Source organism: Guptibacillus hwajinpoensis (assembly GCF_005144865.1).
Taxonomy (GTDB): domain Bacteria; phylum Bacillota; class Bacilli; order Bacillales; family Guptibacillaceae; genus Guptibacillus; species Guptibacillus hwajinpoensis_A.
This window is the reverse complement of sequence record NZ_SWFM01000009.1, coordinates 1-21,451: the sequence shown is the minus strand read 5'-3', so window position 1 is coordinate 21,451 and position 21,451 is coordinate 1. Positions and strand designations below refer to the sequence as shown.

Below are 21,451 nucleotides of genomic sequence, written 5' to 3'. Positions count from 1 at the left end.
CTGAATGCTCAGGCTTTTACTCTCCCAATCGTAAGACCGTCGCAAAGTGGGAGCATAATGGCTTCGATGCGATCATCGTTTGCCATTCTATTGTTAAACGTTCGGATTGCTTCTACATTTTCGTCCTTCACGTCCTCATCGAAAACACGATCTCCCTGAAGGGTATTGTCTGCTACGATCACAGCACCTGGTGATGCAAGCTTCAAAGCCATATCTAGATAATTAGAGTAGTTTACTTTATCTGCATCAATAAAGAAGAAATCATATTGCTGTCCTGCACTAAGCAGAGATTCCATGTTCTGAAGTGCTGGTCCAATTACGTATTTCACCTTATCTCCAAGACCTGCTTTTGTTAAGTTATCTTGAGCTACAGTAGCGTAAGATTGTTCTAACTCGAGCGAAGTTAGAGATCCTTCATTCTCTAGTGCACCTGCAAGCATAATCCCACTATAGCCACCTAGTGCCCCTATTTCCATAACATTTCTTGGTTTTTTAATACTTACAAGTAGGGAAAGGAAGCGTCCAACTTCTGGCTGAACTGAAATGGCAGGCATTCCGTTTTTTCGAATGCTTTCATTAACGGTTTGTAATGCTGTGTCTTCATTACCAAAAAGATTGCGAATATACTCATCGTGATTACTAGCCAAGCAGATCTCATCCTTCCTATTAATTGTCCATTCGTTTTCATTGTTATGCAGTGGATATGGACTGTCAAGACTTAAGCAATGTTGAATAGGGAAAGGAGGAATAAATATAGTGAAAAGAACGCCGAATTAACAATCGAAGCACAAAAATGTAAATTAGTTCTATTTAATGTGAGTGTATTCAGGACTAAAGTCCTTGTTTGGGTAGGGAGACTTGGGAAAGTAGGAAACAAAAGACGCCATTAATCCTACGAAAGATATTGTTATTTCCCAATACCCCCTTGGTCAATTGTTTGTTAAACTAGTACTAACAGCAAGGATCGGTTATAAAAGTCCATCCTTTTTCCTACTTGCTTGAACGGAAGAAGGCAGCTGAATATGAAAGGGGAGTTTACAATGCCGCTTGAGCAAGGGAACAAAGCACTAAAGTCTGATGATTATGACACTTCTATCGCTGCTTATACCACTAAGCAGGTAAATGTACCTAAACTACCAATTGCAAGTGATGAAGGTTTTTCTAATGTAGTCAGAGATTCGAATCAGAATTATTGGTTCACTAAACAGCTGTCATCGAACCATGTTGAAGTTTATGTTTTTGTTCACAGCCTTGCTCAATTGAGAACCTTTCAGGTAAACGGAAAACCAAGCTTCTATGAGTATCCTGATTCAGTTTGTATTGCGTGTGAAGGTGAAGAATGGAATGGCTGGATTTACGAGTTCGCAAAGGACGATCCGCGTATGACGCATCAGTGGCATGTAAAAGGGATCTTCTGTGATCTTAAGCGTAAAGGAAACCAGCTGATTGTATCGTCATACCACGTTGAAGGAGACGAAGCCCTTTTAACCACTTTCGGAGATACAGGTAAAAAGGTCACTCCCCTTGAAGAAGGATATTCACCTGTTAACATGATGATAGCAGATGAAGGTTTATATGTGGCAGCGCTATCGATCTCTTCTGCTCAACAAGATCAGATTCTTCTTCTTGATGATGATTTTCAAATAAAAAGTTCGTTTAAGCTTGATTTCTCTCCGCGTACTATTCACTCATGGAATGGTTTATTAATTGTCCATGGTATAAACGGTAGAACGGGGAAAAGTGATCAGCTCGTATACATTTGCCCCAAAACCGGTCAGCAGGAAAAATTCCCTATCCCAAGTAGCGAGTTATTAAAATGTACGGAACAAAACTTAACGTTCTATAATACAGAATCTAAAGTTTTGGCGATTTGGGATCATGAGGAAAAAGAAATAATTAGTATGAGAGAAGCAGAACGGCCCTATGCTTCGAATCACTTTTGATAAAAGAAAATAATGAACTTGAGCAGAATATGCTCAGGTTTTTTTGTTGTTAGTGAAACGAAAAGATTGAGGGAAATAGAGGATGAAAGCACTTGAGTTTTTAATAAAGTGTGAAGATAGAAGGTGATCTGCAACAATGCTATACTAATTGAAAGAACATGAGTTATTTCATTAGAAGTGTGAAAGAGAGGAAAAGAATGCGACCAGAACCTTCGAAGAAAATTGATCCAAAAGGGTTAAAAGTTTGGCGAATTACAGGTGGGATTGTATCTTTTGTAAGTATGTTAATTCTTGCTGGTTTATTTACAATACACTTATACGTTCACGCAATACCTTATTGGGTTTTAGTAGTAAGCTGTCTTCTAGTGATTGTATTTACAATTCTACAAGTCTGGGTTCTTCCTAAACTTAGGTGGAGAAAGTGGCGTTATGAAGTAAGCGAGCATGAAGTAGAGTTAAAGCATGGTGTGATTACGGTCACACGAACCTTGATACCAATGGTTCGAGTTCAGCATGTGGATACGAGGCAAGGACCGTTGTTACGTGCAAATCAGCTATCGTCTGTTACCATTTCAACCGCAGCGACAACACACGAGATACCAGCTCTTTCTAATGAAATAGCAGACGAACTAAGGGATCGAATTTCAATTCTTGCGAGGATGGCAGAAGATGATGTTTGATCGCAAGCGTCTTCATCCTGTAGCAATGCTTCTATCTTTCATTAGCTCTATCAGGGAGGCTGCGCTTCCACTCATCTTTTTCGTTTTTGTTGGACGGGGTGGCTATTCCTGGTGGCATTTTATCGCAATTGGAGGACTACTTGTTTTCACGCTTTTAAATGGTGTTATGAGCTGGCTTTTCTATACATATCAAGTACAAAATAATGAATTAAGAATTCATCAAGGTTTTATTTTTCGCAAAAAGCGATTTATTCCTAGAGAAAGGATCCAATCCATCGATTTCTCTCAAGGTGTTATTCAACGTCTCTTTGGACTAGTTAAAGTTCAAATTGAGACGGCTGGTGGAGGCGGCGAACCTGAGGTCGTTATGCCGGCGTTAAGTCGTCTTGATGCAGAACGATTAAAAGAAGAGTTGTATAACAAGAAAAGTACAATAGAAGAAAATATTGAAGAAGTAACTCCTGTTTTAAAGTATAAATTAACGTGGCGTCAGCTTCTTATAGCAGCATCAACCTCAGGTGGAATAGGCGTCGTTCTCTCTTTTGTAGCAGCGATTGGTTCACAACTAGATAACCTTATACCTGATGAATTCTATACTAGAGCAACAGAAACTGTTTTGGATGCAACAATTCCACTCATTCTGTTCAGTGTGGCTTTTATTCTTATCTTGTCATGGCTATTCTCAGTGGTAGGAACGGTATTAAAATACGGAGGTTTCGTTTTTTCTCGTCAAGACAGTGATTTGATTATTCATCGAGGTGTTCTAGAAAAGCGACAATTAACAATACCTGTCCAAAGAATTCAAGCAATTAGAGTTGTAGAAGGTCTTCTACGCCAGCCTTTTGGTTATGCTGCAATTTACGTAGAGAGTGGCGGAGGCGGTGGTAAAGATGAACAATTCTCAACCGTTATGTACCCTCTAATGAAGCGTAAACATATTAGGTCTTTTCTTGAAGAGGTGCTACCAGAGATTCCTATTCATAACGAGGTGAAATCTCTTTCGATTCGTGCGAGACGAAGGTATATGATTCGATTTACTCTTCCTATGCTTATACCTGTAGTTGCGCTTAGCTATTTCTTTCCATATGGCTACTTGTCAATTCTATTAATTCCACTTGCTAGCCTAATTGGTTATTTGCATTATCGCGATGCTGGGTGGAGTGTAAAGAAAGGGATTGCGCTCTTGCAGTTCAGACAAATTGGCAGAACGCAAGTTTACGTAGCGCGAAGGAGAATTCAGGCTATGGAGATGCAAACTACTTATTTTCAAAAACGACGTTTACTTACAACATTTCAACTATCGATTCTCTCAAGCTTTGCTGGTAAACAATTTCGAGTAAGAGATATTGAGCAGTTTGATGGACATTTACTTCTGGATTGGTATTCTAATGAATCGAGTGACCATTCTATTGAAATGGAACATGACGAATAGATAGATCCTAAAGAGAGTTTACGGTATTAGTCTCAGAAGAAGGAGAGGTGAAAGAATGACAATTGATATAAAACAATTAACAGATGACTTTCTTGAAGGTGATCAGGATAGAGCGTGGGAAAGAATTGAAGAGCTAAAGAGTCTGATGGAAAATAGCCATCTAACTTATGAAGTATTAACGAAAGCCATGCAGCGAGTAGGAAAGCTATGGGAAGAAAATGAAATTTCTGTAGCAGATGAGCATCTTGCTACGACAACCTGTGATTATGTGCTTTCTCGATATGCCTATTCTAAAAAGATTTCGAGTACTACAACAGACGGTCCACGTGCGGTATTTCTTTGTATTGAACAAGAGCAACATTATTTAGGATTGAAAATGATTTCGTTACTTTTTCAAGAGTACGGTTGGCAAACAAAATTATTCGGAGCAAATTTACCGCTTGAGCATGTCATTGATACGGTTGAGAAATGGAATGCGTCCGTCGTAGGAATCTCTGTTTCAATTATGTCTCATGTTGAGCGACTTAACCACTATGTGACAGAGCTTGAAGGGTTAGAAAAGACTCCTGAAGTGTTAGTTGGTGGTAGACTTGCTGCACAGTATGACTTATCAAAGTATTGCTCTAAGCATACGTTATTAGTTCCAGATCTCGAGCAGATACGTTTATGGTTAGAAGATCGGAAGGGTGGAGAGCACAATCATGTTTGATATTAGGAAACATCCACTCCCCGCGTTTATCGTTGACGACAATCTAGAAATTATTGAGAAGTCACAACTAGCCACCGAATCGTTTTCTTCTTCCACTTCTTTTCTACAGCTTGTCGACCAGGACAGCAGGACGAAGGCTAAGAAGTACCTGACACCTCTAGAAAAGGAAGTAGAGATTGAGTTGGTGTTGAACACGATACATTCTCCTCATTCGCTATATATTGTGTATGCAAAATGGTCAAAAGAAGGAGTAGCACAGATTGTTTGTGTTAAGCAGGACCAAAGAATTGCAAAGCTTGCTGGGTCGATTCAAAAGCAGAGAGAAAGGTTATCAGAAACCAATTTTGATTTGCTTGATAAAAAGGAAGAGCTAGAAGTAGCGCTCACAAGAATCAAGAAATTATCTAGTCCTTTCCTGCCAATCACTTCAACTATCGGGGTTATACCTTTATTCGGAACGCTCGAACAGGTGTTATTTGAAGTAAATGAGAATGAACTGCTTTATTCACTTCGCAATGGGGGTTATGATCACGTTATTATTGATTTTAGTGGTATTGGAGAAGTAGAAGAGAGCGGGCCTCAAGCTTTGCGCTCATTTTGTAATATGGTCAGTGTGATTGGTGTCACACCAGTGTTATGTGGTTTAAAGCCATCACATGCGTTTAACTTGTTAGACCTTGACTTTGAATTAAACCAGAACTTCGATATAAAGGGTAGTTTAAAAGACGCTATTCAGTATTATATGATTTCCCCATTGGAATAAAGAAACCGGTGATTGTGTATTCAAATCACCGGTTTTTTCGTATTTCTTATTGAGATGCGATTTTGTTTATTAGAAATAACGAGCGAGAAAACCAAGGGCTACGAGAACAATGAAAATTCCCCAGATGATCTTGCCTCCTGTGCCAGAACCTGAACGAATTCTACGTTTCTGCCATCTGTTAGGTTTAAAGCGGATATCTCCACTAGTATCTGGTGCCCGCCGAACGCGAATCATACCACGGTTAATAAAAGGCGTGGCTCCTATGAGAAGAATAGGTGCTAGTGCTGCACCGGCAAGGAAGCCGAATAAATGACCGAGAATGTTAATGTTAGGGCTAATGAACGTCATGACAAGACCAATCCCAAGAATCATTAAAATCAGCTGGGAGTTTGCCTGATCGATTAGCTCTTTTCGGTAGAAGGCCATATAGAAATAGATTCCAAATAAGCCAAAGATCGCACCTGACGCACCAACATGACTGAACGTGCTATCCTGCAGGTAAAAAGTAGCGATGTTTGCAATGATGCCAGCACCGAAGTAGCCAATTAAGAACTTTATTTTACCGAGCATTTGCTCTAGAGCAGGACCAAAAAGGTAGAGTGAGAAAGAGTTAAACAACACGTGAGCAAAACCGCCGTGTAGAAAGATCGGTGTGACAAGTCTCCAGTACTGCCCTGCTTCAATTGCACGATTGGATCCTACTCCTAAATTGAAAATGGAAAACATCCCAAAAAGGTTTACCATAATAAAGAGGAGGATATGTATACCAATAAGTATGGAAATGATAGGATAATAGCGGATAAATGAGCGAAAATCTTCATTTCGCACAAACATATGTTTACCACCTTTACTAGAAAATTTAAATGTACGAAGGAAATCGGTACTTAAAGACAAATAACTGTCTCATATATTTCTTACTAGTTTAGCATAGCTTTCAACTTGAGCACTATTGATAACTTTATGCTAAATCCTAATGAGTTAGTACTAAGGAGGTTTTTCATGATTATAGGAATTGGAATTGACTTGATTGAACTAGATCGGATTCAGAAAGCTGTTGAGAGGAACCCTTCTTTTCCAGAGCGAATTCTGACAAGTAGTGAGCAAGAGGAGTATAGCAAACTTAGTGGACATAGAAGTGTGGAATTTCTTGCTGGTCGGTTTGCTGCTAAAGAAGCTTATGCGAAAGCGAGGGGGACAGGTATTGGGAAACTGAGCTTTCAGGATATCACAATCAAAAAGTCCCCAGAAGGTGCACCTTATATTGAAACACTAAGCGAAGGTGAACGCATACATATTACAATTTCACATACGAGGCAACATGCAGTATCGCAAATCATTATCGAGAGCTCGTCAAGCTAGTCTGCATAACTTGCTGATTTGCCTCATATATTTTACCACGGTCAGGAGGGACCTGTTGTGAGAATCGTATCCGGAGAAGAAATGTATGAAGCGGACCGGTTTACCATGGAGGAGATTGGTTTAAGTGGCGTACTGCTTATGGAAAACGCAGGAAAAGCACTTTTTGAAGCGATGAAGGGCAGAATTCACAAGAATGAACGGATTGCTGTGTTAATTGGTTCAGGGAATAACGGAGGAGACGGCTTTGTTCTTGCAAGATACTTAAAAGAGAGTGGGTACAATGTTGATGTATGGGTGATCCCTCAACAATCAAATGTGAAGGGAGATGCGGGTACTCATTTTGGCATTTATACTAGCTTGTCTTATGAGTGGAATGCATATAAAGATGGAGAAGCATTTCAACAAAATCTTGCGAAGTATACCGTTATAGTCGATTGTCTGTTAGGTCTTGGCATATCAGGAGTAATTCGTTCACCATATGATGAAGTTGTACAGAAAGTAAACCAGTCGTCTGCTACGGTTATTTCTGTCGACGTGCCAAGTGGCTTACATGCTAATGGAGGGTTCGAAGGTGATAACCAGCCTATTAATGCTGACAGAACTTTTACACTTCAGTGCCCGAAGTTAGGAGCCTTCCTTTACCCTGATGCTGATTATTATGGAGAACTAGAAGTGATTGATATTGGGCTGCCCCGAAACGCTTTTTCAAAAGCTTTACACAAAAAACTCTGGCTTGAACCAGATGTTATGCGTACACTTATCGATCGAACGTCATCCTCCCATAAAGGAAGCCATGGAAAAGGTCTGGTGATTGGCGGATCAAGGGGAATGGCTGGAGCACCTGTAATGTCAACAAAAGCTGCCTATCGAAGTGGAGCGGGTTTAATACAGGTCGCTGTGCCAGATAATATCCTTTCACTAGTAACAAGTACTATGTTAGAGGCGATGTTTCAAGGGTGGTCTTCAGATAATGGTCATTTCTCTGGAGATGTGTCAGGTGACCTTTCTGAATTCGACGGTATCGCGATTGGGCCTGGTCTTGGAAGAGAAGTGGGGTGCAGCAAGGTCGTCAAGGCTACGCTAGCAACGAAAGTACCTCTCGTTCTGGACGCTGATGCGCTCTATCATTTGAGTGAACTGAAGGATGAATTGAAAGCAAGAAAGTCACCGACTATTTTAACTCCACATCCAGGAGAAATGGCAAGGCTGACTGGATTTTCTATTCAAGATATTCAAAGTCGACGATTCGAAATCTCTCGGTCGTTTGCACGTGAGTATGGTGTATATCTTGTTTTAAAAGGTCCTTATACAGTTGTGACCACACCTGATGGAAGTCAGTTCGTCAACACAACAGGTAATCCAGCTTTAGCAAAAGGTGGATCTGGTGATGTGCTGACTGGAATGATACTCGCTTTTGTAATGCATAGTCAATCCATTCAAGAAGGGATAAGCAACGCCGTTTTTGTTCACGGTAAAGCGGCTGATACCCTGGTTCAAACAGCCCATTCAACCCTGGACGTATTGGCAACCGACGTTATTGCAACTATACCAGCTGTTCTGCATTCATTTCTTGAGCAAAACCACGGATAGGTTTTTCACCGTACAGGAACCTCCTTTGTCGTTTTAAATGAGGCAAAGGAGTTGGATATAGTGAAAAGGTTCGGTTCTGTTTTACTTATCGGAATACTGATGCTTGTTGCCCTTGCTGGTTGTGGACAGAAAAGTCAGCAGGACGTAGTGGATGCTTTGGATAAAAAGTTAAATGAAATGGACAGCTATAAAGTGAATGCTAAGATGACACTTGAAACAGGGGAAGAGCCTCAACGTTACGATGTAGAGATTTGGTATCAGAAGCCATCTTATTATCGAGTAGAATTGAAAAATGCAACGAAAGAGCAAAGCCAAATCATTTTAAGAAATGATGAAGGTGTGTTTGTGCTTACGCCAGCTCTTAATAAAAGTTTCAGATTCCAAAGCAATTGGCCTGAGAACGGTAGCCAAGCTTACCTCTACAATACGCTCGTTTCTGATATTTTAAATGATTCAAGCGCTGGATTTGAAGCAAAAGATAATGACTATGTCTTCACTACAAAAACAAACTATCAAAACAAAAACTTATCTAAGCAATCAATTAAGCTAAATAAGAAGGATCTTGCTCCAGAGAAAGTAACAATTATGAATCAGGATATGAAGCCGTTAGTGAACATTGAATTCTCCAATATGAAATTTAATGCTTCATTCGACAAAGGTGCTTTCGATATGGAGCGAAACATGACAGCAGCTCAGCTTGAAGTGCCAGTCATTGCCGCTACCAATGAGCCTTTTGAAGTCGTTTACCCAATGTATGAGCCTCAAGGGACGGGGCTTACAGACGAGAAAGAAGTAGCGAAGGATAAAGTGATATTAACTTTCACTGGTGAAAAATCTTTCACATTAATTGAAGAAAAGAGTGAAGCTGCACTAGAGACAAGTGCACCTGTATCAGTGGGTGAAGGAGAACCGGTCGACCTTGGTTTCACAATGGGAATTATGACAGAGTCGACAGTTACCTGGAACCATAACGGGGTTGACTTCTTCCTTGCTTCAGATGATCTATCAATAGAGGAATTGGTCTCTGTTGCAAGGTCTGTGTATGGTACCACAGAAATTAAATAACACTCCAAGAAGGTTCAGCTGTGACGGCTGAACCTTCTTTAGAAGTTAATTGGCTCATGAAATAGAGGCTAACGTTATTGGCGTACTTTAAATAGTTACGCTTGCGATTTTCTTAAAAACTCCTAAAATAGAAAGCAGAGTGATTTGTTTTCAGGAGGAAATAAAGTATGGAGAATCAACCTTTTTATCGAGAGACATGGGCAGAGATTAATCTTGATGCCATTAAACAAAATATCGTTGCTTATAAAAACTATGTTCCATCAGATGTTTCGATAATGGCAGTCGTAAAAGCGAATGGTTATGGGCATGGTGCAGTTGCGACAGCTGAGACGGCATTACAGTCAGGTGCAACTTATCTAGCAGTAGCGATTCTCGATGAGGCGCTTATGCTCCGTAAGGAAGGGGTAACTGCACCAATTCTAGTACTTGGTTGGGTCCCGCCGGTTCATGCCAGATTGGCAGCAGAACAGGACATCACGCTGACTGTGTTTCAATTAGAATGGATTGAGCAGGCAGAAGCTAATTTGAATGGTTTGTCTCTTACTATTCATTTGAAAATCGACACCGGAATGGGACGACTAGGTATAAAGGAAGAAAAGGAAGCTAAACTGATAGTAGAGTGTTTAAGAAAGAAACCTTCTTTTAGAGTGGAAGGACTGTATACACACTTTGCAACAGCGGATGAACCAGATAATCCATTTATTGAAACGCAACGTAATAGGTTTGAAAAAATGGCCTCCTATTTAAAAGCGGAAGGCATCCATCCTACCCTGATCCATCTAGGCAATAGTGCAGGAGCCGTCAGAATACCTGAACGTATTGGGAATATGATACGTGTTGGTATTTCCATGTATGGTCTCAGTCCTTCACAGGAAATGAAATCGGTTCAACCTTTTAATCTCAATCCTGCTTTCAGTCTTCATAGTCAACTTGTTAATGTGAAGCAAATGAAAGAAGGCGAGCCGATAAGCTATGGATCGACTTACCATACGACTGAAGGCGAATGGATTGGAACAGTTCCAATAGGCTATGCAGATGGTTGGATCCGCAAGTTGCGTGATGGGTATGTCCTAGTAAATGGTGAACAAGCACCCATTGTCGGTCGTATTTGTATGGATCAGTTTATGGTTCGACTCCCAGCAGCGACTGCTATTGGAACGCATGTGACACTTATAGGTCAACAAGGCACAGAAGAAATTACAATAGATGACATTGCTGAGCGACTTGAGACGATAAACTATGAAATTCCTTGTATGATCGGGCCGCGCGTTCCGAGAATTTTTCGTGAAAATGGAGAAAAAAAAGGCGTAATGAATACAATTTTAAAAAAATAGTAAAATAAAAGAAGGATTTTGCAAGAATATGATGAAATAGTCTTGTGGAAAGTTGTTTTGCAATGCGTCGTCTGCAATGGTAAGATTAATGGTGGAATACAATATGAGTAGCAGTGCTTCGGAGGTGTATGTTTGTGTCAGAGGCAAACAAAAAATCGATTGTTGTAACTCTCCCACAACATATTTTAAATGAGGTGGATGGTATCATTCAACAGGAACAGCTCGATCGTAACGAGTTCATATCACAGGCCACGACAATGTATATTCGCGAACGCAAAAAGCGACAAATTCGTGATGCCATGCGCCAGGGGTACATGGAGATGGCTAAGATTAACTTGAACCTTGCAGCAGAAGCCTTTCTTGTTGAGGAGGAAGCAGAGCACACCGTGGACCGCTTAGTAAGCGGGGTGTAATGGCTTGATTGTCAAACGAGGTGATGTGTATTTTGCTGACCTTTCTCCTGTTGTAGGTTCTGAACAGGGTGGCGTAAGGCCTGTCTTGATTATTCAGAACGACATTGGGAATCGTTTTAGTCCTACTGTCATTGTTGCCGCAATTACTGCGCAAATTCAAAAAGCGAAGCTTCCCACACATGTGGAAATTGATGCCAAGCGGTATGGGTTTGAACGGGATTCGGTTATATTGCTAGAACAAATACGTACCATTGATAAACAGCGTCTAACTGATAAGATCACTCACCTTGATGAGGGTATGATGCAACGGGTGCAAGAAGCCTTGCAGATCAGCCTAGGACTTATTGATTTTTGAAAACGCATAGAATAGTAACCAAGCGAAGCTGCTCCTATGAGCAGTTTTTTTGTATACTCAAAGAATTTTTTGATGCTTTTCGTATGAGGTATGGCAGGGAATATTCTAGTTGTGTCGAAAAGTGTGTTAAGATTAAAATGATGTGATGTGCTAAATTTGGGAAAGCATAATGATTGCGAGGATTACTTTGCAATGAGAAGATAAATGAACGCAGTAAGATTGTAGGGAGGAGCAAGATGGACAAGTTAGTCATACAATTATTGAATGAAAGCCGTGAACGTATTTACACCAGATGGATGGACGAGATGGAAAAAGTACGGGATGAACACCGGCTACAGTCAATAACTGATAAAGCTTACGAGGAAACAAACCAAGAATTGTTTGAAATTATTTATACGCATATTGAACAAAATGTTCATAAGCCAACAGATCGCATGACAGAGTTTGCTGAACATTTAATGAAGATAGGGTGGAGACTTAGCTATATTACGCAAGGGTTGCAAAATTTCCGCCGTATAATTCTGGCAGTCCTTCTAGATGCCAATCAGTCAAATGAAAAAGTGTTCGCCATGTACGATGAAATTGATCGCTGGATTGATCCAATTGTTAATCAGCTAATCAATGAGAGTGCTAAGAATTGGGAGAATACAGTATCGATTCAGAAAGTTGCTCTTCAAGAATTATCGGCACCTCTTATTCCGGTTTTTGAGAATATCAGTGTAATGCCACTCATTGGAACCATTGATACAGAACGTGCGAAACTTATAATGGAAAATCTGTTGACTGGTGTTATTAAACATAGATCTCAAGTAGTTCTTATTGATATTACTGGTGTTCCTGTAGTGGATACAATGGTTGCACACCATATTATCCAGGCAGCTGAAGCTGTCCGCCTTGTTGGAGCACAATGTATTCTAGTTGGTATTAGACCTGAGATTGCTCAAACGATCGTCAATCTTGGAATTGACCTCGGACAATTCCCAACCAAGAGTACGTTATTTAAAGGTATGAAAACGGCATTAGAAATGACTAAACGAAAAATGATTGAGCTTGAGTAAGGGGGGAAGACCATGCGGATTCCTATATTGAAACTAAATCAATATTTGTTAATTACAATTCAGGTAGACCTTGATGACAAAACAGCACTTCAATTTCAGGAGGATTTGCTCGAAAAGATTCATGAGACAGGAGCAAAAGGCGTTGTAATTGATCTGACATCTGTCGATATGATTGATTCATTTATCGCCAAAGTACTAGGTGATGTTGTACGCATGTCGAATTTAATGGGGGCAAAAGTGGTGCTTACAGGAATTCAACCTGCTGTAGCAATAACGTTGATTGATCTCGGCATCATGATGAAGAATGTCCCAACTGCATTAGATTTAGAACAGGGGTTAGAGAAATTACAACAGGAATTGGGGGGATAAGCTATGAATATCCAATCCTGTGTGGAAGTTCGAAATGAATGGGATATAGTTAAGGCGAGGCAGTCGGGTAGAAATATTGCTAAAGAACTCGGGTTTGGCACAGTCGACCAGGCGCGAATTACAACTGCAATCTCCGAACTCGCACGTAACATATACCTTTATGCTGGAAATGGCGAAGTTGCCATTGAACGTGTGGAAAACGGTGGTAAATTAGGACTTAAAATCGAAGCGTCTGACTCAGGTCCTGGAATCAAAGACATAAGGAAAGTAATGGAAGATGGTTTTACCACCTCGGGTGGTCTTGGAGCAGGTCTTCCAGGTGTTAAACGCTTAATGGACGAGTTTACGATTGATTCGAAAGAAAATGAAGGAACAATTATAACTTCTATTAAATGGCTCCGTTAAGGAGGATAGGCCACTATGGATGACCGAGATCTTCAATATCAAAAATACAAATCTATTTTAGAGAACTATTTACAAGAGCAGTCAGAGCAAACGCTTTACAAAGGACAGCAGTTTAGCAGGAAAATGATTGAACAAAAAATTTCCCCTGAAGAAGCTGTTAGCCTTCATGTGAGTGTACTTGAAGAACTATTTCCTGATATTCCTCAGCCACTTAAAAACTCTTATGATTTTTTGTTAGAGATGATGATTGGTTATGGATTTGCATATAGGGAGCATCAGAGTCTTCGAAGCCGTCAACAACAGCTTGAATCAGAAATTGAAATTGCTGCTAATATGCAGCAAACGTTGTTGGCGGGTGATAAGCCTGATGTCAATGGTCTTGATATTGGTGCCATTAGTAAGCCTGCTCAGAAGATGAGCGGGGATTACTACCATTTTGTTCAGGATGAAAATAATTGCATGAGTGTAGCAATTGCTGATGTAATCGGAAAAGGTATCCCTGCAGCTTTATGTATGAGCATGATTAAATACACAATGGATAGTGCACCTGAACAGCGTATGCAACCAGGAGCGGTTCTTGAGAACCTTAATCGAGTGGTAGAGCAAAATGTAGATCCTAATATGTTTATTACAATGTTCTACGGATTGTACGATCCAAGGGTCCATTCATTTTATTATGCTGGCGCCGGTCATGAGCCGGGCTTTTTTTACGATGCAGAGAAAGATGAATTTGAAGAGTTATTTACAAAAGGACTAGTTCTTGGTGTTTCTAAAAAAACATCATATCAGGAATATCAGCGTGTCTTACATGGGAATGATATGGTTATTATGCTATCTGATGGTGTAACGGAGTGTCGTTCTAGTGATGGTTTTATTGAGCGAGATGAGATTGTTGCAATGATTCGTAAATATATTCACCTTTCAGCTCAGGAAATCGTAGATGAAGTGTATAGAGAGCTTGAGCGGTTACAAGAGTTTGAACTTCGTGATGACTTCACACTGGTAATTTTGCGACGAGAGGTTTAACTTTTCTCAGCTAGTGGAATAAGGAAATAATGATATTATTTATTATTTGAACAACCTACAGGGGGTAATGTTATGAATTTACAGATCAAACAAGAAGATCATGAGAATACACATCATTTACATATAGCTGGAGAAATAGATGCTTATACAGCACCACAGCTACGCGAAGCTTTGCTTCCGCTAACCGGAAAAGAAGGTCACGAAACGCTAGTTCATCTTGGTGATGTTAACTATATGGACAGCACTGGATTAGGTGTGTTCGTAGGTGCACTTAAATCATCTAAAGAGCACGGTAGCTCGATTAAATTGACTGGTATGACTTCACGCGTTCAGCGTCTCTTTGAAATCACAGGTCTTGATGAAGTGATCGATATCGAAGACGTAAAGGGGGGATCCAAGTGATTAACATTTCAGATTTCGTTGAAATGAAAATCCCTGCTCAGGCAGAGTTTGTTGGTGTTACAAGATTAACGGTGTCTGGTATCGCAAACCGTATGGGTTATTCGTATGATGAAATTGAAGACATTAAAATTGCCCTATCAGAAGCGTGTACGAATGCAGTTAATCATGCCTATAAGGAAGATGAAAAGGGACAAATTACAATTGGTTTTGGAATCTATGAAGACCGTCTTGAAATGATGGTACTTGACCGTGGTCAAAGCTTCGATTACACAAAGGTTTCAGAGAAGTTAGGGCCGGTTGATAGTGATAAGTCTGTGGAACAACTCAGTGAGGGAGGACTAGGTCTCTTTCTGATTGAATCGCTGATGGATAAAGTGGAAATCAGTGGAGAGGACGGAGTAGTTGTTATGATGACGAAGTTTCTCCATAGAGATGGGGTGGAAGTAGATGCCGACACAATCTCCTCATCCCCGCAATAATAACAACAATGAAGTATATGAGTGGATTGAACAATATCAGAACGATCCTACTGATGAAGTCGTTCAACTGAAACTAGTTGAAAGGTATCAGGATCTTGTTCAATCACTTGCACGTAAGTTTTCCAAAGGGAAAAGCATACATGATGATCTAGCACAAGTTGGGATGATCGGATTGCTAGCCGCCCTGCGTCGCTATGACCCAGAGTTTGGTAGAAGCTTTGAATCGTTTGCTGTTCCAACAATTGTTGGTGAAATTAAACGTTTTATTCGTGATAAAACGTGGAGTGTTCATGTACCAAGAAGAATTAAAGAGCTCGGTCCACGTATTAAGAAGGCCGTTGAAGAACTAACAAATGAATTGCAACGTTCTCCTAAGGTTGATGAGCTTGCTGAGTACTTGAACGTTTCTGAAGAAGAAGTCCTTGAGACGATGGAAATGGGCAAGAGCTACCAGGCGCTGTCAGTAGATAGTTCAATTGAAGCTGACCAGGAAGGTAGTACAGTAACTCTCTTGGATCTTGTTGGTGATCAAGAGCAAGGTTTTGATTTAGTTGATCAGCAAATGCTTCTTAAGAAAGCCTTCGCTGTTCTAACGGAGCGAGAACAGGAAATTCTCAATTGTACTTATTTCGAGAACATGAGCCAGAAAGAAACTGGAGAGAAACTAGGTATTTCACAGATGCACGTATCCCGTTTGCAGCGTAGAGCACTTGAGAAACTTAGACAAGCCATTCGGATAGAACCTACGGAGGCCTTCTAGCTATGATTCACCATCATGATTTTAAACAGCTCACTGTAGCAGCTTATCAGAAACCAAAAGCTGGCAATCAGATGTGTGGAGATAGCTATTATGTAGCGGAGACCTCTGAATATTTTATTTGTGCAGTTGCTGATGGTCTTGGAAGTGGAGATATGGCTAAAGATTCATCTCTCGCAGCTATTAATGTAGTAAAAGAGCATCAAGATGAAGATGTTGAATCTTTAATGAAACGTGCAAACGAAGAGATGAGAGGGAAGCGAGGTTGCGTTCTGTCTGTTTTTAAGCTTGATCTGGAAACTAGACAGATGGAATTTAGCGGCATCGGCAATATTAACTTAATCATCTATCTACCCGACGGACGCATTAATCGCCCGATTTCATACTCTGGATATTTATCTGGAAAGCTTCAGAAAGTAAAGGTACAAACAATTGATTATCCATCAGGATCTTCATTCGTCACATATTCTGACGGCGTCCAAATCAGTTCAAAAAACTATGCAATGGTTGCTCGTTTTGATTCAGTACAAGAGTCCTTTCAACATTTAACAGATTCACTTCCGTCAACAAATGACGACATTACCCTGCTTGTAGGGAAAACCGTTTAAAAAGCTCTTCCTCATCTATAGGGAAGAGCTTTTTTGTTTTGATCATAGGCGGGACTTAATTCATTGCGTGATTTAGACTCATTGTACGTGGTATCAATATGTTTCTGTGAGCCGAGAATGGATGTTATCTCTATTATAATGGTTCTTTTCTCAAAGATTGTTGCTTTTGAAAAAGATTGTGTAAAGAACCAAACTTAGCTGAAGCGGAAATCACATCCATTCTTATAGCAACAATGTTTACAAAAAGAACCATTTTATTAAGGAGGACTTTTAACGAGACCTTTTATTCGGTAAACTTATACTATTATTGAAATGCTCCTAAGGAGGAATGGTTTTGGGAATTACGGCAGACAAACAACAGGCGGAACATTTTCATAAAGTAGCACAAAACTTGAATATTGCGGAGCGCAGTGTGCGAGAAGTGATCACTCTTTTAGATGGTGGTAATACGGTCCCTTTTATAGCGCGGTATCGTAAGGAACTTACTGGTGGTCTAGATGAAGTGCAGCTTAGAGATATCCAGGAAGCATGGACTTACTTGCAAAACCTTGAGAACCGTAAAGAAGAAGTGATTCGCCTTATTCAAGAACAAGATAAATTAACAGATGAATTGAAGGCACAACTTGTGAAAGCAACAAAGCTCCAAGAGGTAGAAGATCTTTATCGTCCTTATAAGCAAAAAAAGCGGACAAAAGCGACGATTGCAAAAGAAAAGGGGTTAGAACCCCTAGCTAAATGGATTATGACTGTGGGAGATCAGGAACCATCTGAAGAAGCAGTTAACTTTCTATCAGAAGAGAATGATGTTACATCCATTGAAGACGCTCTTCAGGGAGCGAGAGACGTTATTGCAGAATGGATTTCAGATGATGCTGAAGCTAGAAAGTGGATTCGTTCAAAGACCTTTCAATATGGTCTTCTCCAAACGGCTGTGAAATCAGAGGAAGATGATCCGAAGCAAATCTTTGAAATGTATTATGCGTACGAGGAAGGGATTTCGAAAATCGTTCCTCACCGTATTCTAGCAATCAATAGAGGTGAAAAAGAAGGAATTATACGTGCTTCCGTTACACCGCCTATAGATTCAATCCATGATTATCTAAGGAGAAAAACGATTCATATTCATCACAAGACTTGTGTTGATCTTCTAGAGGAAGCATTGGTAGACAGCTATAAGCGTCTCATTCAGCCATCTGTTGAAAGAGAAATACGTAAAGAGTTAACAGAAAAAGCTGAAGATCAGGCTATTCATATTTTTTCAGAGAATTTAAAGCACCTTTTATTGCAGCCTCCACTCAAAGGTAAGCGAGTACTCGGTGTAGATCCTGCCTATCGTACAGGGTGTAAGTTAGCTGTGGTAGATGATACTGGGAAAATGTTGACCGTTGCAGTCATCTATCCTACACCTCCAAGATCAGAGGTGGATAAATCGACGGCAATCGTAAAGAAGATGATTAATGACTATGATATCGAAATGATTGCGATTGGGAATGGAACGGCTTCTCGTGAAACTGAGCAATTTATTGCTAACGTTATTAAAGAAGTGGATTTGGAATTAGCTTATTTAATCGTAAACGAAGCTGGAGCAAGCGTTTATTCTGCATCAGACCTAGCAAGAGAGGAATTTCCATCTCTACAGGTTGAAGAACGTTCTGCGGTTTCAATTGCAAGAAGAATTCAGGATCCACTCGCCGAACTCGTGAAGATTGATCCAAAATCAGTTGGGGTAGGACAATATCAACATGATGTATCTCAGAAGAAGTTAAATGATCAGCTTACTTTTGTAGTTGAGACGGCAGTTAACCAGGTTGGAGTTAATGTAAACACGGCATCGGTATCGCTTCTTCAATATGTAGCTGGTCTGTCGCGAGCGGTGGCAACGAATATTGTTAAAAAACGAGATGAAGAAGGAAAGTTTACAAGTCGTGTCCAGTTGAAGAAGGTGCCGAGACTTGGCGCTAAAACATATGAACAATGTATTGGATTTCTTAGGATTATGGGAGGAAAGCAACCTCTTGATCAAACAGAAATACACCCTGAAAGTTATGATGTGACCAAAGCACTTCTAGCACAATTGAATTGTAAGCCTGAGGATATTGGCTCTGAAAAACTCGTGGAGTCACTTGCCTCTCTCAGAATTAAAGACACTGCAGCACAGCTTGATATTGGGGAATTGACGCTTGAAGATATTGTAGCTTCCCTTCGTAAACCAGGAAGAGATCCACGGGATGAACTGTCCCAGCCTATTTTAAAAACGGATGTTCTTAAGATGGAAGACCTTGAGCAGGGGATGGAGCTTGAAGGGACAGTACGTAATGTGGTGGACTTTGGAGCCTTTGTAGATATAGGTGTAAAACAAGATGGGCTTGTTCACATATCGAAACTAACGAATAAATTTGTGAAAAACCCAATGGAGGTCGTCCATGTAGGACAAGTTGTAACGGTTTGGGTAGATAGCGTTGATTTAAAAAGAGAGCGAATCGCCCTTACGATGCTCAATCCTTCATAAGCGCTGCCCTCAGGGGCGGTGTTTTCTTTTATAAAAAAACCAGCATTGGTTTAATAGTTTGATTTGACGACGGTCTTTATCGAGATATGCTTGCTTTAGCTGTCTTTTAAACCAGACAGGCATCAGAATCTCCTCCTTTAGTAGATGACACTTTCTTAATGATGTTGTAAATTAGTTTATGAGACGCTGCTTGTATGTGTTCAATAAGTTAAGAGGTGAGAATGTGAAGGATGAGGATTTGCAAAAACTAGTCGAATCAATCTCACAAGAATGGTTTGGGCTGTCTTTTAATCACACTGCAACTTTCAATTCAAGGTTAAGAACAACAGGCGGACGTTACTTACTGCGTTCTCATAATCTTGAGTTTAATAAAAAGCACTTTGATCAATTTGGTATGGAAGAACTTATTGGGATCATTAAGCATGAGCTCTGCCACTATCATTTACATCTTCAACATAAAGGATATAAGCATCAGGATCAGGACTTTAAAAAATTACTAAAGCAAGTTGGGGGCTCGCGCTACTGTCAGGTAGTCCCTGGTCAAAAGCGAATAGAGAAATGGAAACACCTATATGAATGTCGAAACTGTAAGACAAGGTATAAGAGAAAGAGAAGAATGGATACATCGAAATACGTATGCGGCAGGTGCAGAGGCAGGTTACGCAAAATTTCTTGAAACTTGTCATTGACGCTCCTTAAGGTATGTGGTAAATTAATAAAGTCTCTTCGGAGAGCGTGTCCAAATCACTTACATAACAGATTAAGAAATTTATTAAAAACTGTTGACTTTGATTGCTGGATGCGATATTATATTAAATGTCGCCGATAACGGAGACGACAAAACACATATTATTCCACAGTAGCTCAGTGGTAGAGCTATCGGCTGTTAACCGATCGGTCGTAGGTTCGAATCCTACCTGTGGAGCCAAACGGAGAAGTACCCAAGTGGCTGAAGGGGCGCCCCTGCTAAGGGTGTAGGTCGCGCAAGCGGCGCGAGGGTTCAAATCCCTCCTTCTCCGCCATTTTTATGGCCCGTTGGTCAAGTGGTTAAGACACCGCCCTTTCACGGCGGTATCACGGGTTCGAATCCCGTACGGGTCACCAACTTATTTTTAATACTTGTTTCATCAACATGATATGTAATCAGTTATAGAGGTCTCGTGGTGTAGCGGTTAACATGCCTGCCTGTCACGCAGGAGATCGCGGGTTCGATTCCCGTCGAGACCGCCATTAACTTTAAAAAAGCAATCCTGATTATATAAATTGTTGGGCTATAGCCAAGCGGTAAGGCAACGGATTTTGATTCCGTCATGCGCTGGTTCGAATCCAGCTAGCCCAGCCATGTTGAGCCATTAGCTCAGTTGGTAGAGCATCTGACTTTTAATCAGAGGGTCGAAGGTTCGAGTCCTTCATGGCTCACCACTTATTTGCGGGTGTGGCGGAATTGGCAGACGCGCTAGACTTAGGATCTAGTGTCTTACGACGTGGGGGTTCAAGTCCCTTCACCCGCACCAATTCTTTTATAATAGTTTAAATCAAGTAACGATGTGCGGTTGTGGCGGAATGGCAGACGCGCTAGCTTGAGGGGCTAGTGGGGGAAACCCCGTGGAGGTTCGAGTCCTCTCAACCGCACCAAATATAATATGCGCCCGTAGCTCAATTGGATAGAGCGTCTGACTACGGATCAGAAGGTTAGGGATTCGACTTCTCTCGGGCGCACCATTTTCTTACTTAAATAAATGTCGGGAAGTAGCTCAGCTTGGTAGAGCACTTGGTTTGGGACCAAGGGGTCGCAGGTTCAAATCCTGTCTTCCCGACCATTGATTTCGCGGGTGTAGTTTAGTGGTAAAACCTCAGCCTTCCAAGCTGATGTCGTGGGTTCGATCCCCATCACCCGCTCCAATTAAGATGGGCCTGTAGCTCAGCTGGTTAGAGCGCACGCCTGATAAGCGTGAGGTCGGTGGTTCGAGTCCACTCAGGCCCACCATCTTTCCTAAAAAAAGTTGTTGACAAGCATAAATCTTACATGATATGATGATTTGGTCGCTGAAAACAGCAACGAAAGAGAAATCGATCTTTGAAAACTGAACGAAACGCCATGTAAGTAGTTGTTTCTACGGAAACAAAACATTGTTTTAAAAGCTAGATTAAGCTTTCTATCGGAGAGTTTGATCCTGGCTCAGGACGAACGCTGG

General features: G+C 40.7%; 24 protein-coding genes and 12 tRNA genes. 33 read left to right on the top strand and 3 right to left on the bottom strand.

What is annotated here, in order from left to right:
• Nucleotides 1-8: 8 nt before the first annotated feature.
• Nucleotides 9-647: an O-methyltransferase gene (locus FBF83_RS19000; protein ID WP_240688154.1), complete on the bottom strand. Its 639-nt coding sequence runs from the start codon at nt 645-647 to the stop codon at nt 9-11.
• Between the two features lie 375 nt (nt 648-1,022).
• On the opposite strand from FBF83_RS19000, the gene FBF83_RS18995 reads away from it, so the two are divergent.
• The 5 genes from FBF83_RS18995 (at nt 1,023) to FBF83_RS18975 (ending at nt 5,527) form a co-directional block, all read left to right on the top strand.
• The gene (locus FBF83_RS18995; RefSeq protein ID WP_136948711.1) at nt 1,023-1,943 is read left to right on the top strand and encodes a hypothetical protein; all 921 of its coding nucleotides are present in this window, start codon (nt 1,023-1,025) and stop codon (nt 1,941-1,943) included.
• Between the two features lie 197 nt (nt 1,944-2,140).
• Nucleotides 2,141-2,623, top strand: a complete 483-nt coding sequence (locus tag FBF83_RS18990; RefSeq protein ID WP_136948710.1) for a PH domain-containing protein — start codon at nt 2,141-2,143, stop codon at nt 2,621-2,623.
• Nucleotides 2,613-4,055, top strand: a complete 1,443-nt coding sequence (locus FBF83_RS18985; protein WP_136948709.1) for a PH domain-containing protein — start codon at nt 2,613-2,615, stop codon at nt 4,053-4,055. Before FBF83_RS18990 ends, FBF83_RS18985 begins: the two co-directional genes overlap by 11 nt.
• A gap of 55 nt (nt 4,056-4,110) precedes the next feature.
• Nucleotides 4,111-4,764: a cobalamin B12-binding domain-containing protein gene (locus tag FBF83_RS18980; protein WP_136948708.1), complete on the top strand. Its 654-nt coding sequence runs from the start codon at nt 4,111-4,113 to the stop codon at nt 4,762-4,764.
• The gene (locus tag FBF83_RS18975) at nt 4,757-5,527 is read left to right on the top strand and encodes an STAS domain-containing protein (RefSeq protein WP_136948707.1); all 771 of its coding nucleotides are present in this window, start codon (nt 4,757-4,759) and stop codon (nt 5,525-5,527) included. Before FBF83_RS18980 ends, FBF83_RS18975 begins: the two co-directional genes overlap by 8 nt.
• A 69-nt stretch (nt 5,528-5,596) precedes the next feature.
• Here the strand turns inward: FBF83_RS18975 and FBF83_RS18970 are convergent, their stop codons facing one another.
• Nucleotides 5,597-6,361, bottom strand: a complete 765-nt coding sequence (locus tag FBF83_RS18970; RefSeq protein ID WP_136948706.1) for a rhomboid family intramembrane serine protease — start codon at nt 6,359-6,361, stop codon at nt 5,597-5,599.
• Between the two features lie 165 nt (nt 6,362-6,526).
• On the opposite strand from FBF83_RS18970, the gene acpS reads away from it, so the two are divergent.
• The 15 genes from acpS to FBF83_RS18895 all read left to right on the top strand — a co-directional run bounded on the left by acpS (nt 6,527) and on the right by FBF83_RS18895 (nt 19,256).
• Entirely contained in the window at nt 6,527-6,886 is a 360-nt protein-coding gene (acpS, locus tag FBF83_RS18965) for a holo-ACP synthase (protein WP_136948705.1), read from the top strand.
• A 57-nt stretch (nt 6,887-6,943) separates the two neighbouring features.
• Nucleotides 6,944-8,476: an NAD(P)H-hydrate dehydratase gene (locus tag FBF83_RS18960; protein ID WP_136948704.1), complete on the top strand. Its 1,533-nt coding sequence runs from the start codon at nt 6,944-6,946 to the stop codon at nt 8,474-8,476.
• Nucleotides 8,477-8,536: 60 nt separating this feature from the next.
• Nucleotides 8,537-9,541: a LolA family protein gene (locus FBF83_RS18955; protein WP_240688153.1), complete on the top strand. Its 1,005-nt coding sequence runs from the start codon at nt 8,537-8,539 to the stop codon at nt 9,539-9,541.
• A 167-nt stretch (nt 9,542-9,708) separates the two neighbouring features.
• The gene (gene alr / locus FBF83_RS18950; protein WP_136948703.1) at nt 9,709-10,875 is read left to right on the top strand and encodes an alanine racemase; all 1,167 of its coding nucleotides are present in this window, start codon (nt 9,709-9,711) and stop codon (nt 10,873-10,875) included.
• Between the two features lie 128 nt (nt 10,876-11,003).
• Nucleotides 11,004-11,288, top strand: coding sequence for a CopG family ribbon-helix-helix protein (locus FBF83_RS18945; protein WP_048312993.1), 285 nt, complete (start codon nt 11,004-11,006; stop codon nt 11,286-11,288).
• Between the two features lie 4 nt (nt 11,289-11,292).
• Complete coding sequence (ndoA, locus tag FBF83_RS18940) at nt 11,293-11,643, top strand: type II toxin-antitoxin system endoribonuclease NdoA (RefSeq protein ID WP_048312992.1); 351 nt, start codon at nt 11,293-11,295, stop codon at nt 11,641-11,643.
• Between the two features lie 236 nt (nt 11,644-11,879).
• Nucleotides 11,880-12,701, top strand: a complete 822-nt coding sequence (locus tag FBF83_RS18935) for an STAS domain-containing protein (protein ID WP_136948702.1) — start codon at nt 11,880-11,882, stop codon at nt 12,699-12,701.
• A gap of 12 nt (nt 12,702-12,713) precedes the next feature.
• Entirely contained in the window at nt 12,714-13,070 is a 357-nt protein-coding gene (locus tag FBF83_RS18930; RefSeq protein ID WP_048312990.1) for an STAS domain-containing protein, read from the top strand.
• A 3-nt stretch (nt 13,071-13,073) separates the two neighbouring features.
• Entirely contained in the window at nt 13,074-13,475 is a 402-nt protein-coding gene (locus FBF83_RS18925; RefSeq protein ID WP_136948701.1) for an anti-sigma regulatory factor, read from the top strand.
• A gap of 15 nt (nt 13,476-13,490) precedes the next feature.
• The gene (locus FBF83_RS18920; RefSeq protein WP_136948700.1) at nt 13,491-14,501 is read left to right on the top strand and encodes a PP2C family protein-serine/threonine phosphatase; all 1,011 of its coding nucleotides are present in this window, start codon (nt 13,491-13,493) and stop codon (nt 14,499-14,501) included.
• A 72-nt stretch (nt 14,502-14,573) separates the two neighbouring features.
• Nucleotides 14,574-14,903, top strand: coding sequence for an STAS domain-containing protein (locus FBF83_RS18915; RefSeq protein ID WP_048312987.1), 330 nt, complete (start codon nt 14,574-14,576; stop codon nt 14,901-14,903).
• A gap of 23 nt (nt 14,904-14,926) precedes the next feature.
• Nucleotides 14,927-15,382, top strand: a complete 456-nt coding sequence (gene rsbW, locus FBF83_RS18910) for an anti-sigma B factor RsbW (protein WP_048313049.1) — start codon at nt 14,927-14,929, stop codon at nt 15,380-15,382.
• Nucleotides 15,351-16,142 (top strand): RNA polymerase sigma factor SigB, encoded by a 792-nt coding sequence (gene sigB, locus FBF83_RS18905; protein WP_048312986.1) that lies wholly within the window; start codon nt 15,351-15,353, stop codon nt 16,140-16,142. The genes rsbW and sigB overlap by 32 nt, the downstream gene beginning before the upstream one ends.
• A gap of 2 nt (nt 16,143-16,144) precedes the next feature.
• Nucleotides 16,145-16,747, top strand: coding sequence for a SpoIIE family protein phosphatase (locus FBF83_RS18900; RefSeq protein ID WP_136948699.1), 603 nt, complete (start codon nt 16,145-16,147; stop codon nt 16,745-16,747).
• A 334-nt stretch (nt 16,748-17,081) separates the two neighbouring features.
• Nucleotides 17,082-19,256 carry a Tex family protein gene (locus FBF83_RS18895; protein ID WP_420875147.1) on the top strand — a complete coding sequence of 725 codons (2,175 nt, stop codon included), beginning with the start codon at nt 17,082-17,084 and terminating at the stop codon, nt 19,254-19,256.
• Nucleotides 19,257-19,265: 9 nt separating this feature from the next.
• Here the strand turns inward: FBF83_RS18895 and cmpA are convergent, their stop codons facing one another.
• On the bottom strand, nt 19,266-19,379 hold the full coding sequence (gene cmpA, locus FBF83_RS18890; protein ID WP_136948697.1) for a cortex morphogenetic protein CmpA: 114 nt from the start codon (nt 19,377-19,379) through the stop codon (nt 19,266-19,268).
• Nucleotides 19,380-19,479: 100 nt separating this feature from the next.
• Between cmpA and FBF83_RS18885 the strand changes: the two genes are divergently transcribed.
• The 13 genes from FBF83_RS18885 to FBF83_RS18825 all read left to right on the top strand — a co-directional run bounded on the left by FBF83_RS18885 (nt 19,480) and on the right by FBF83_RS18825 (nt 21,243).
• The gene (locus tag FBF83_RS18885) at nt 19,480-19,932 is read left to right on the top strand and encodes a SprT family protein (protein ID WP_136948696.1); all 453 of its coding nucleotides are present in this window, start codon (nt 19,480-19,482) and stop codon (nt 19,930-19,932) included.
• A gap of 177 nt (nt 19,933-20,109) precedes the next feature.
• Nucleotides 20,110-20,184: transfer RNA gene (locus tag FBF83_RS18880), tRNA-Asn, on the top strand.
• 3 nt (nt 20,185-20,187) lie between these two features.
• Nucleotides 20,188-20,278 (top strand) — tRNA-Ser (locus FBF83_RS18875).
• A 7-nt stretch (nt 20,279-20,285) separates the two neighbouring features.
• Nucleotides 20,286-20,360 (top strand) — tRNA-Glu (locus FBF83_RS18870).
• Nucleotides 20,361-20,410: 50 nt separating this feature from the next.
• Nucleotides 20,411-20,486 (top strand) — tRNA-Asp (locus tag FBF83_RS18865).
• Nucleotides 20,487-20,523: 37 nt separating this feature from the next.
• Nucleotides 20,524-20,598 (top strand) — tRNA-Gln (locus FBF83_RS18860).
• A gap of 4 nt (nt 20,599-20,602) precedes the next feature.
• A tRNA-Lys gene (locus FBF83_RS18855) sits at nt 20,603-20,678 on the top strand.
• 7 nt (nt 20,679-20,685) lie between these two features.
• Nucleotides 20,686-20,770: transfer RNA gene (locus tag FBF83_RS18850), tRNA-Leu, on the top strand.
• 35 nt (nt 20,771-20,805) lie between these two features.
• Nucleotides 20,806-20,891, top strand: a tRNA-Leu gene (locus FBF83_RS18845).
• 10 nt (nt 20,892-20,901) lie between these two features.
• Nucleotides 20,902-20,978, top strand: a tRNA-Arg gene (locus FBF83_RS18840).
• A 21-nt stretch (nt 20,979-20,999) separates the two neighbouring features.
• Nucleotides 21,000-21,076: transfer RNA gene (locus tag FBF83_RS18835), tRNA-Pro, on the top strand.
• 8 nt (nt 21,077-21,084) lie between these two features.
• Nucleotides 21,085-21,158, top strand: a tRNA-Gly gene (locus FBF83_RS18830).
• An 8-nt stretch (nt 21,159-21,166) separates the two neighbouring features.
• Nucleotides 21,167-21,243: transfer RNA gene (locus FBF83_RS18825), tRNA-Ile, on the top strand.
• Nucleotides 21,244-21,451 lie beyond the last annotated feature (208 nt).

Coding starts and splice junctions, on each gene's coding strand:
- rsbW (WP_048313049.1), top strand. CDS start 14,927: ATGAAAATCCCTGCTCAGGCAGAGTTTGTTGGTGTTACAAGATTAACG.
- FBF83_RS18995 (WP_136948711.1), top strand. CDS start 1,023: ATGAAAGGGGAGTTTACAATGCCGCTTGAGCAAGGGAACAAAGCACTA.
- FBF83_RS18980 (WP_136948708.1), top strand. CDS start 4,111: ATGACAATTGATATAAAACAATTAACAGATGACTTTCTTGAAGGTGAT.
- FBF83_RS18935 (WP_136948702.1), top strand. CDS start 11,880: ATGGACAAGTTAGTCATACAATTATTGAATGAAAGCCGTGAACGTATT.
- FBF83_RS18985 (WP_136948709.1), top strand. CDS start 2,613: ATGATGTTTGATCGCAAGCGTCTTCATCCTGTAGCAATGCTTCTATCT.
- FBF83_RS18945 (WP_048312993.1), top strand. CDS start 11,004: ATGTTTGTGTCAGAGGCAAACAAAAAATCGATTGTTGTAACTCTCCCA.
- FBF83_RS18925 (WP_136948701.1), top strand. CDS start 13,074: ATGAATATCCAATCCTGTGTGGAAGTTCGAAATGAATGGGATATAGTT.
- sigB (WP_048312986.1), top strand. CDS start 15,351: ATGCCGACACAATCTCCTCATCCCCGCAATAATAACAACAATGAAGTA.
- cmpA (WP_136948697.1), bottom strand. CDS start 19,379: ATGCCTGTCTGGTTTAAAAGACAGCTAAAGCAAGCATATCTCGATAAA.
- FBF83_RS18970 (WP_136948706.1), bottom strand. CDS start 6,361: ATGTTTGTGCGAAATGAAGATTTTCGCTCATTTATCCGCTATTATCCT.
- FBF83_RS18975 (WP_136948707.1), top strand. CDS start 4,757: ATGTTTGATATTAGGAAACATCCACTCCCCGCGTTTATCGTTGACGAC.
- alr (WP_136948703.1), top strand. CDS start 9,709: ATGGAGAATCAACCTTTTTATCGAGAGACATGGGCAGAGATTAATCTT.
- FBF83_RS18920 (WP_136948700.1), top strand. CDS start 13,491: ATGGATGACCGAGATCTTCAATATCAAAAATACAAATCTATTTTAGAG.
- FBF83_RS18990 (WP_136948710.1), top strand. CDS start 2,141: ATGCGACCAGAACCTTCGAAGAAAATTGATCCAAAAGGGTTAAAAGTT.
- FBF83_RS18900 (WP_136948699.1), top strand. CDS start 16,145: ATGATTCACCATCATGATTTTAAACAGCTCACTGTAGCAGCTTATCAG.
- FBF83_RS18915 (WP_048312987.1), top strand. CDS start 14,574: ATGAATTTACAGATCAAACAAGAAGATCATGAGAATACACATCATTTA.
- acpS (WP_136948705.1), top strand. CDS start 6,527: ATGATTATAGGAATTGGAATTGACTTGATTGAACTAGATCGGATTCAG.
- FBF83_RS18930 (WP_048312990.1), top strand. CDS start 12,714: ATGCGGATTCCTATATTGAAACTAAATCAATATTTGTTAATTACAATT.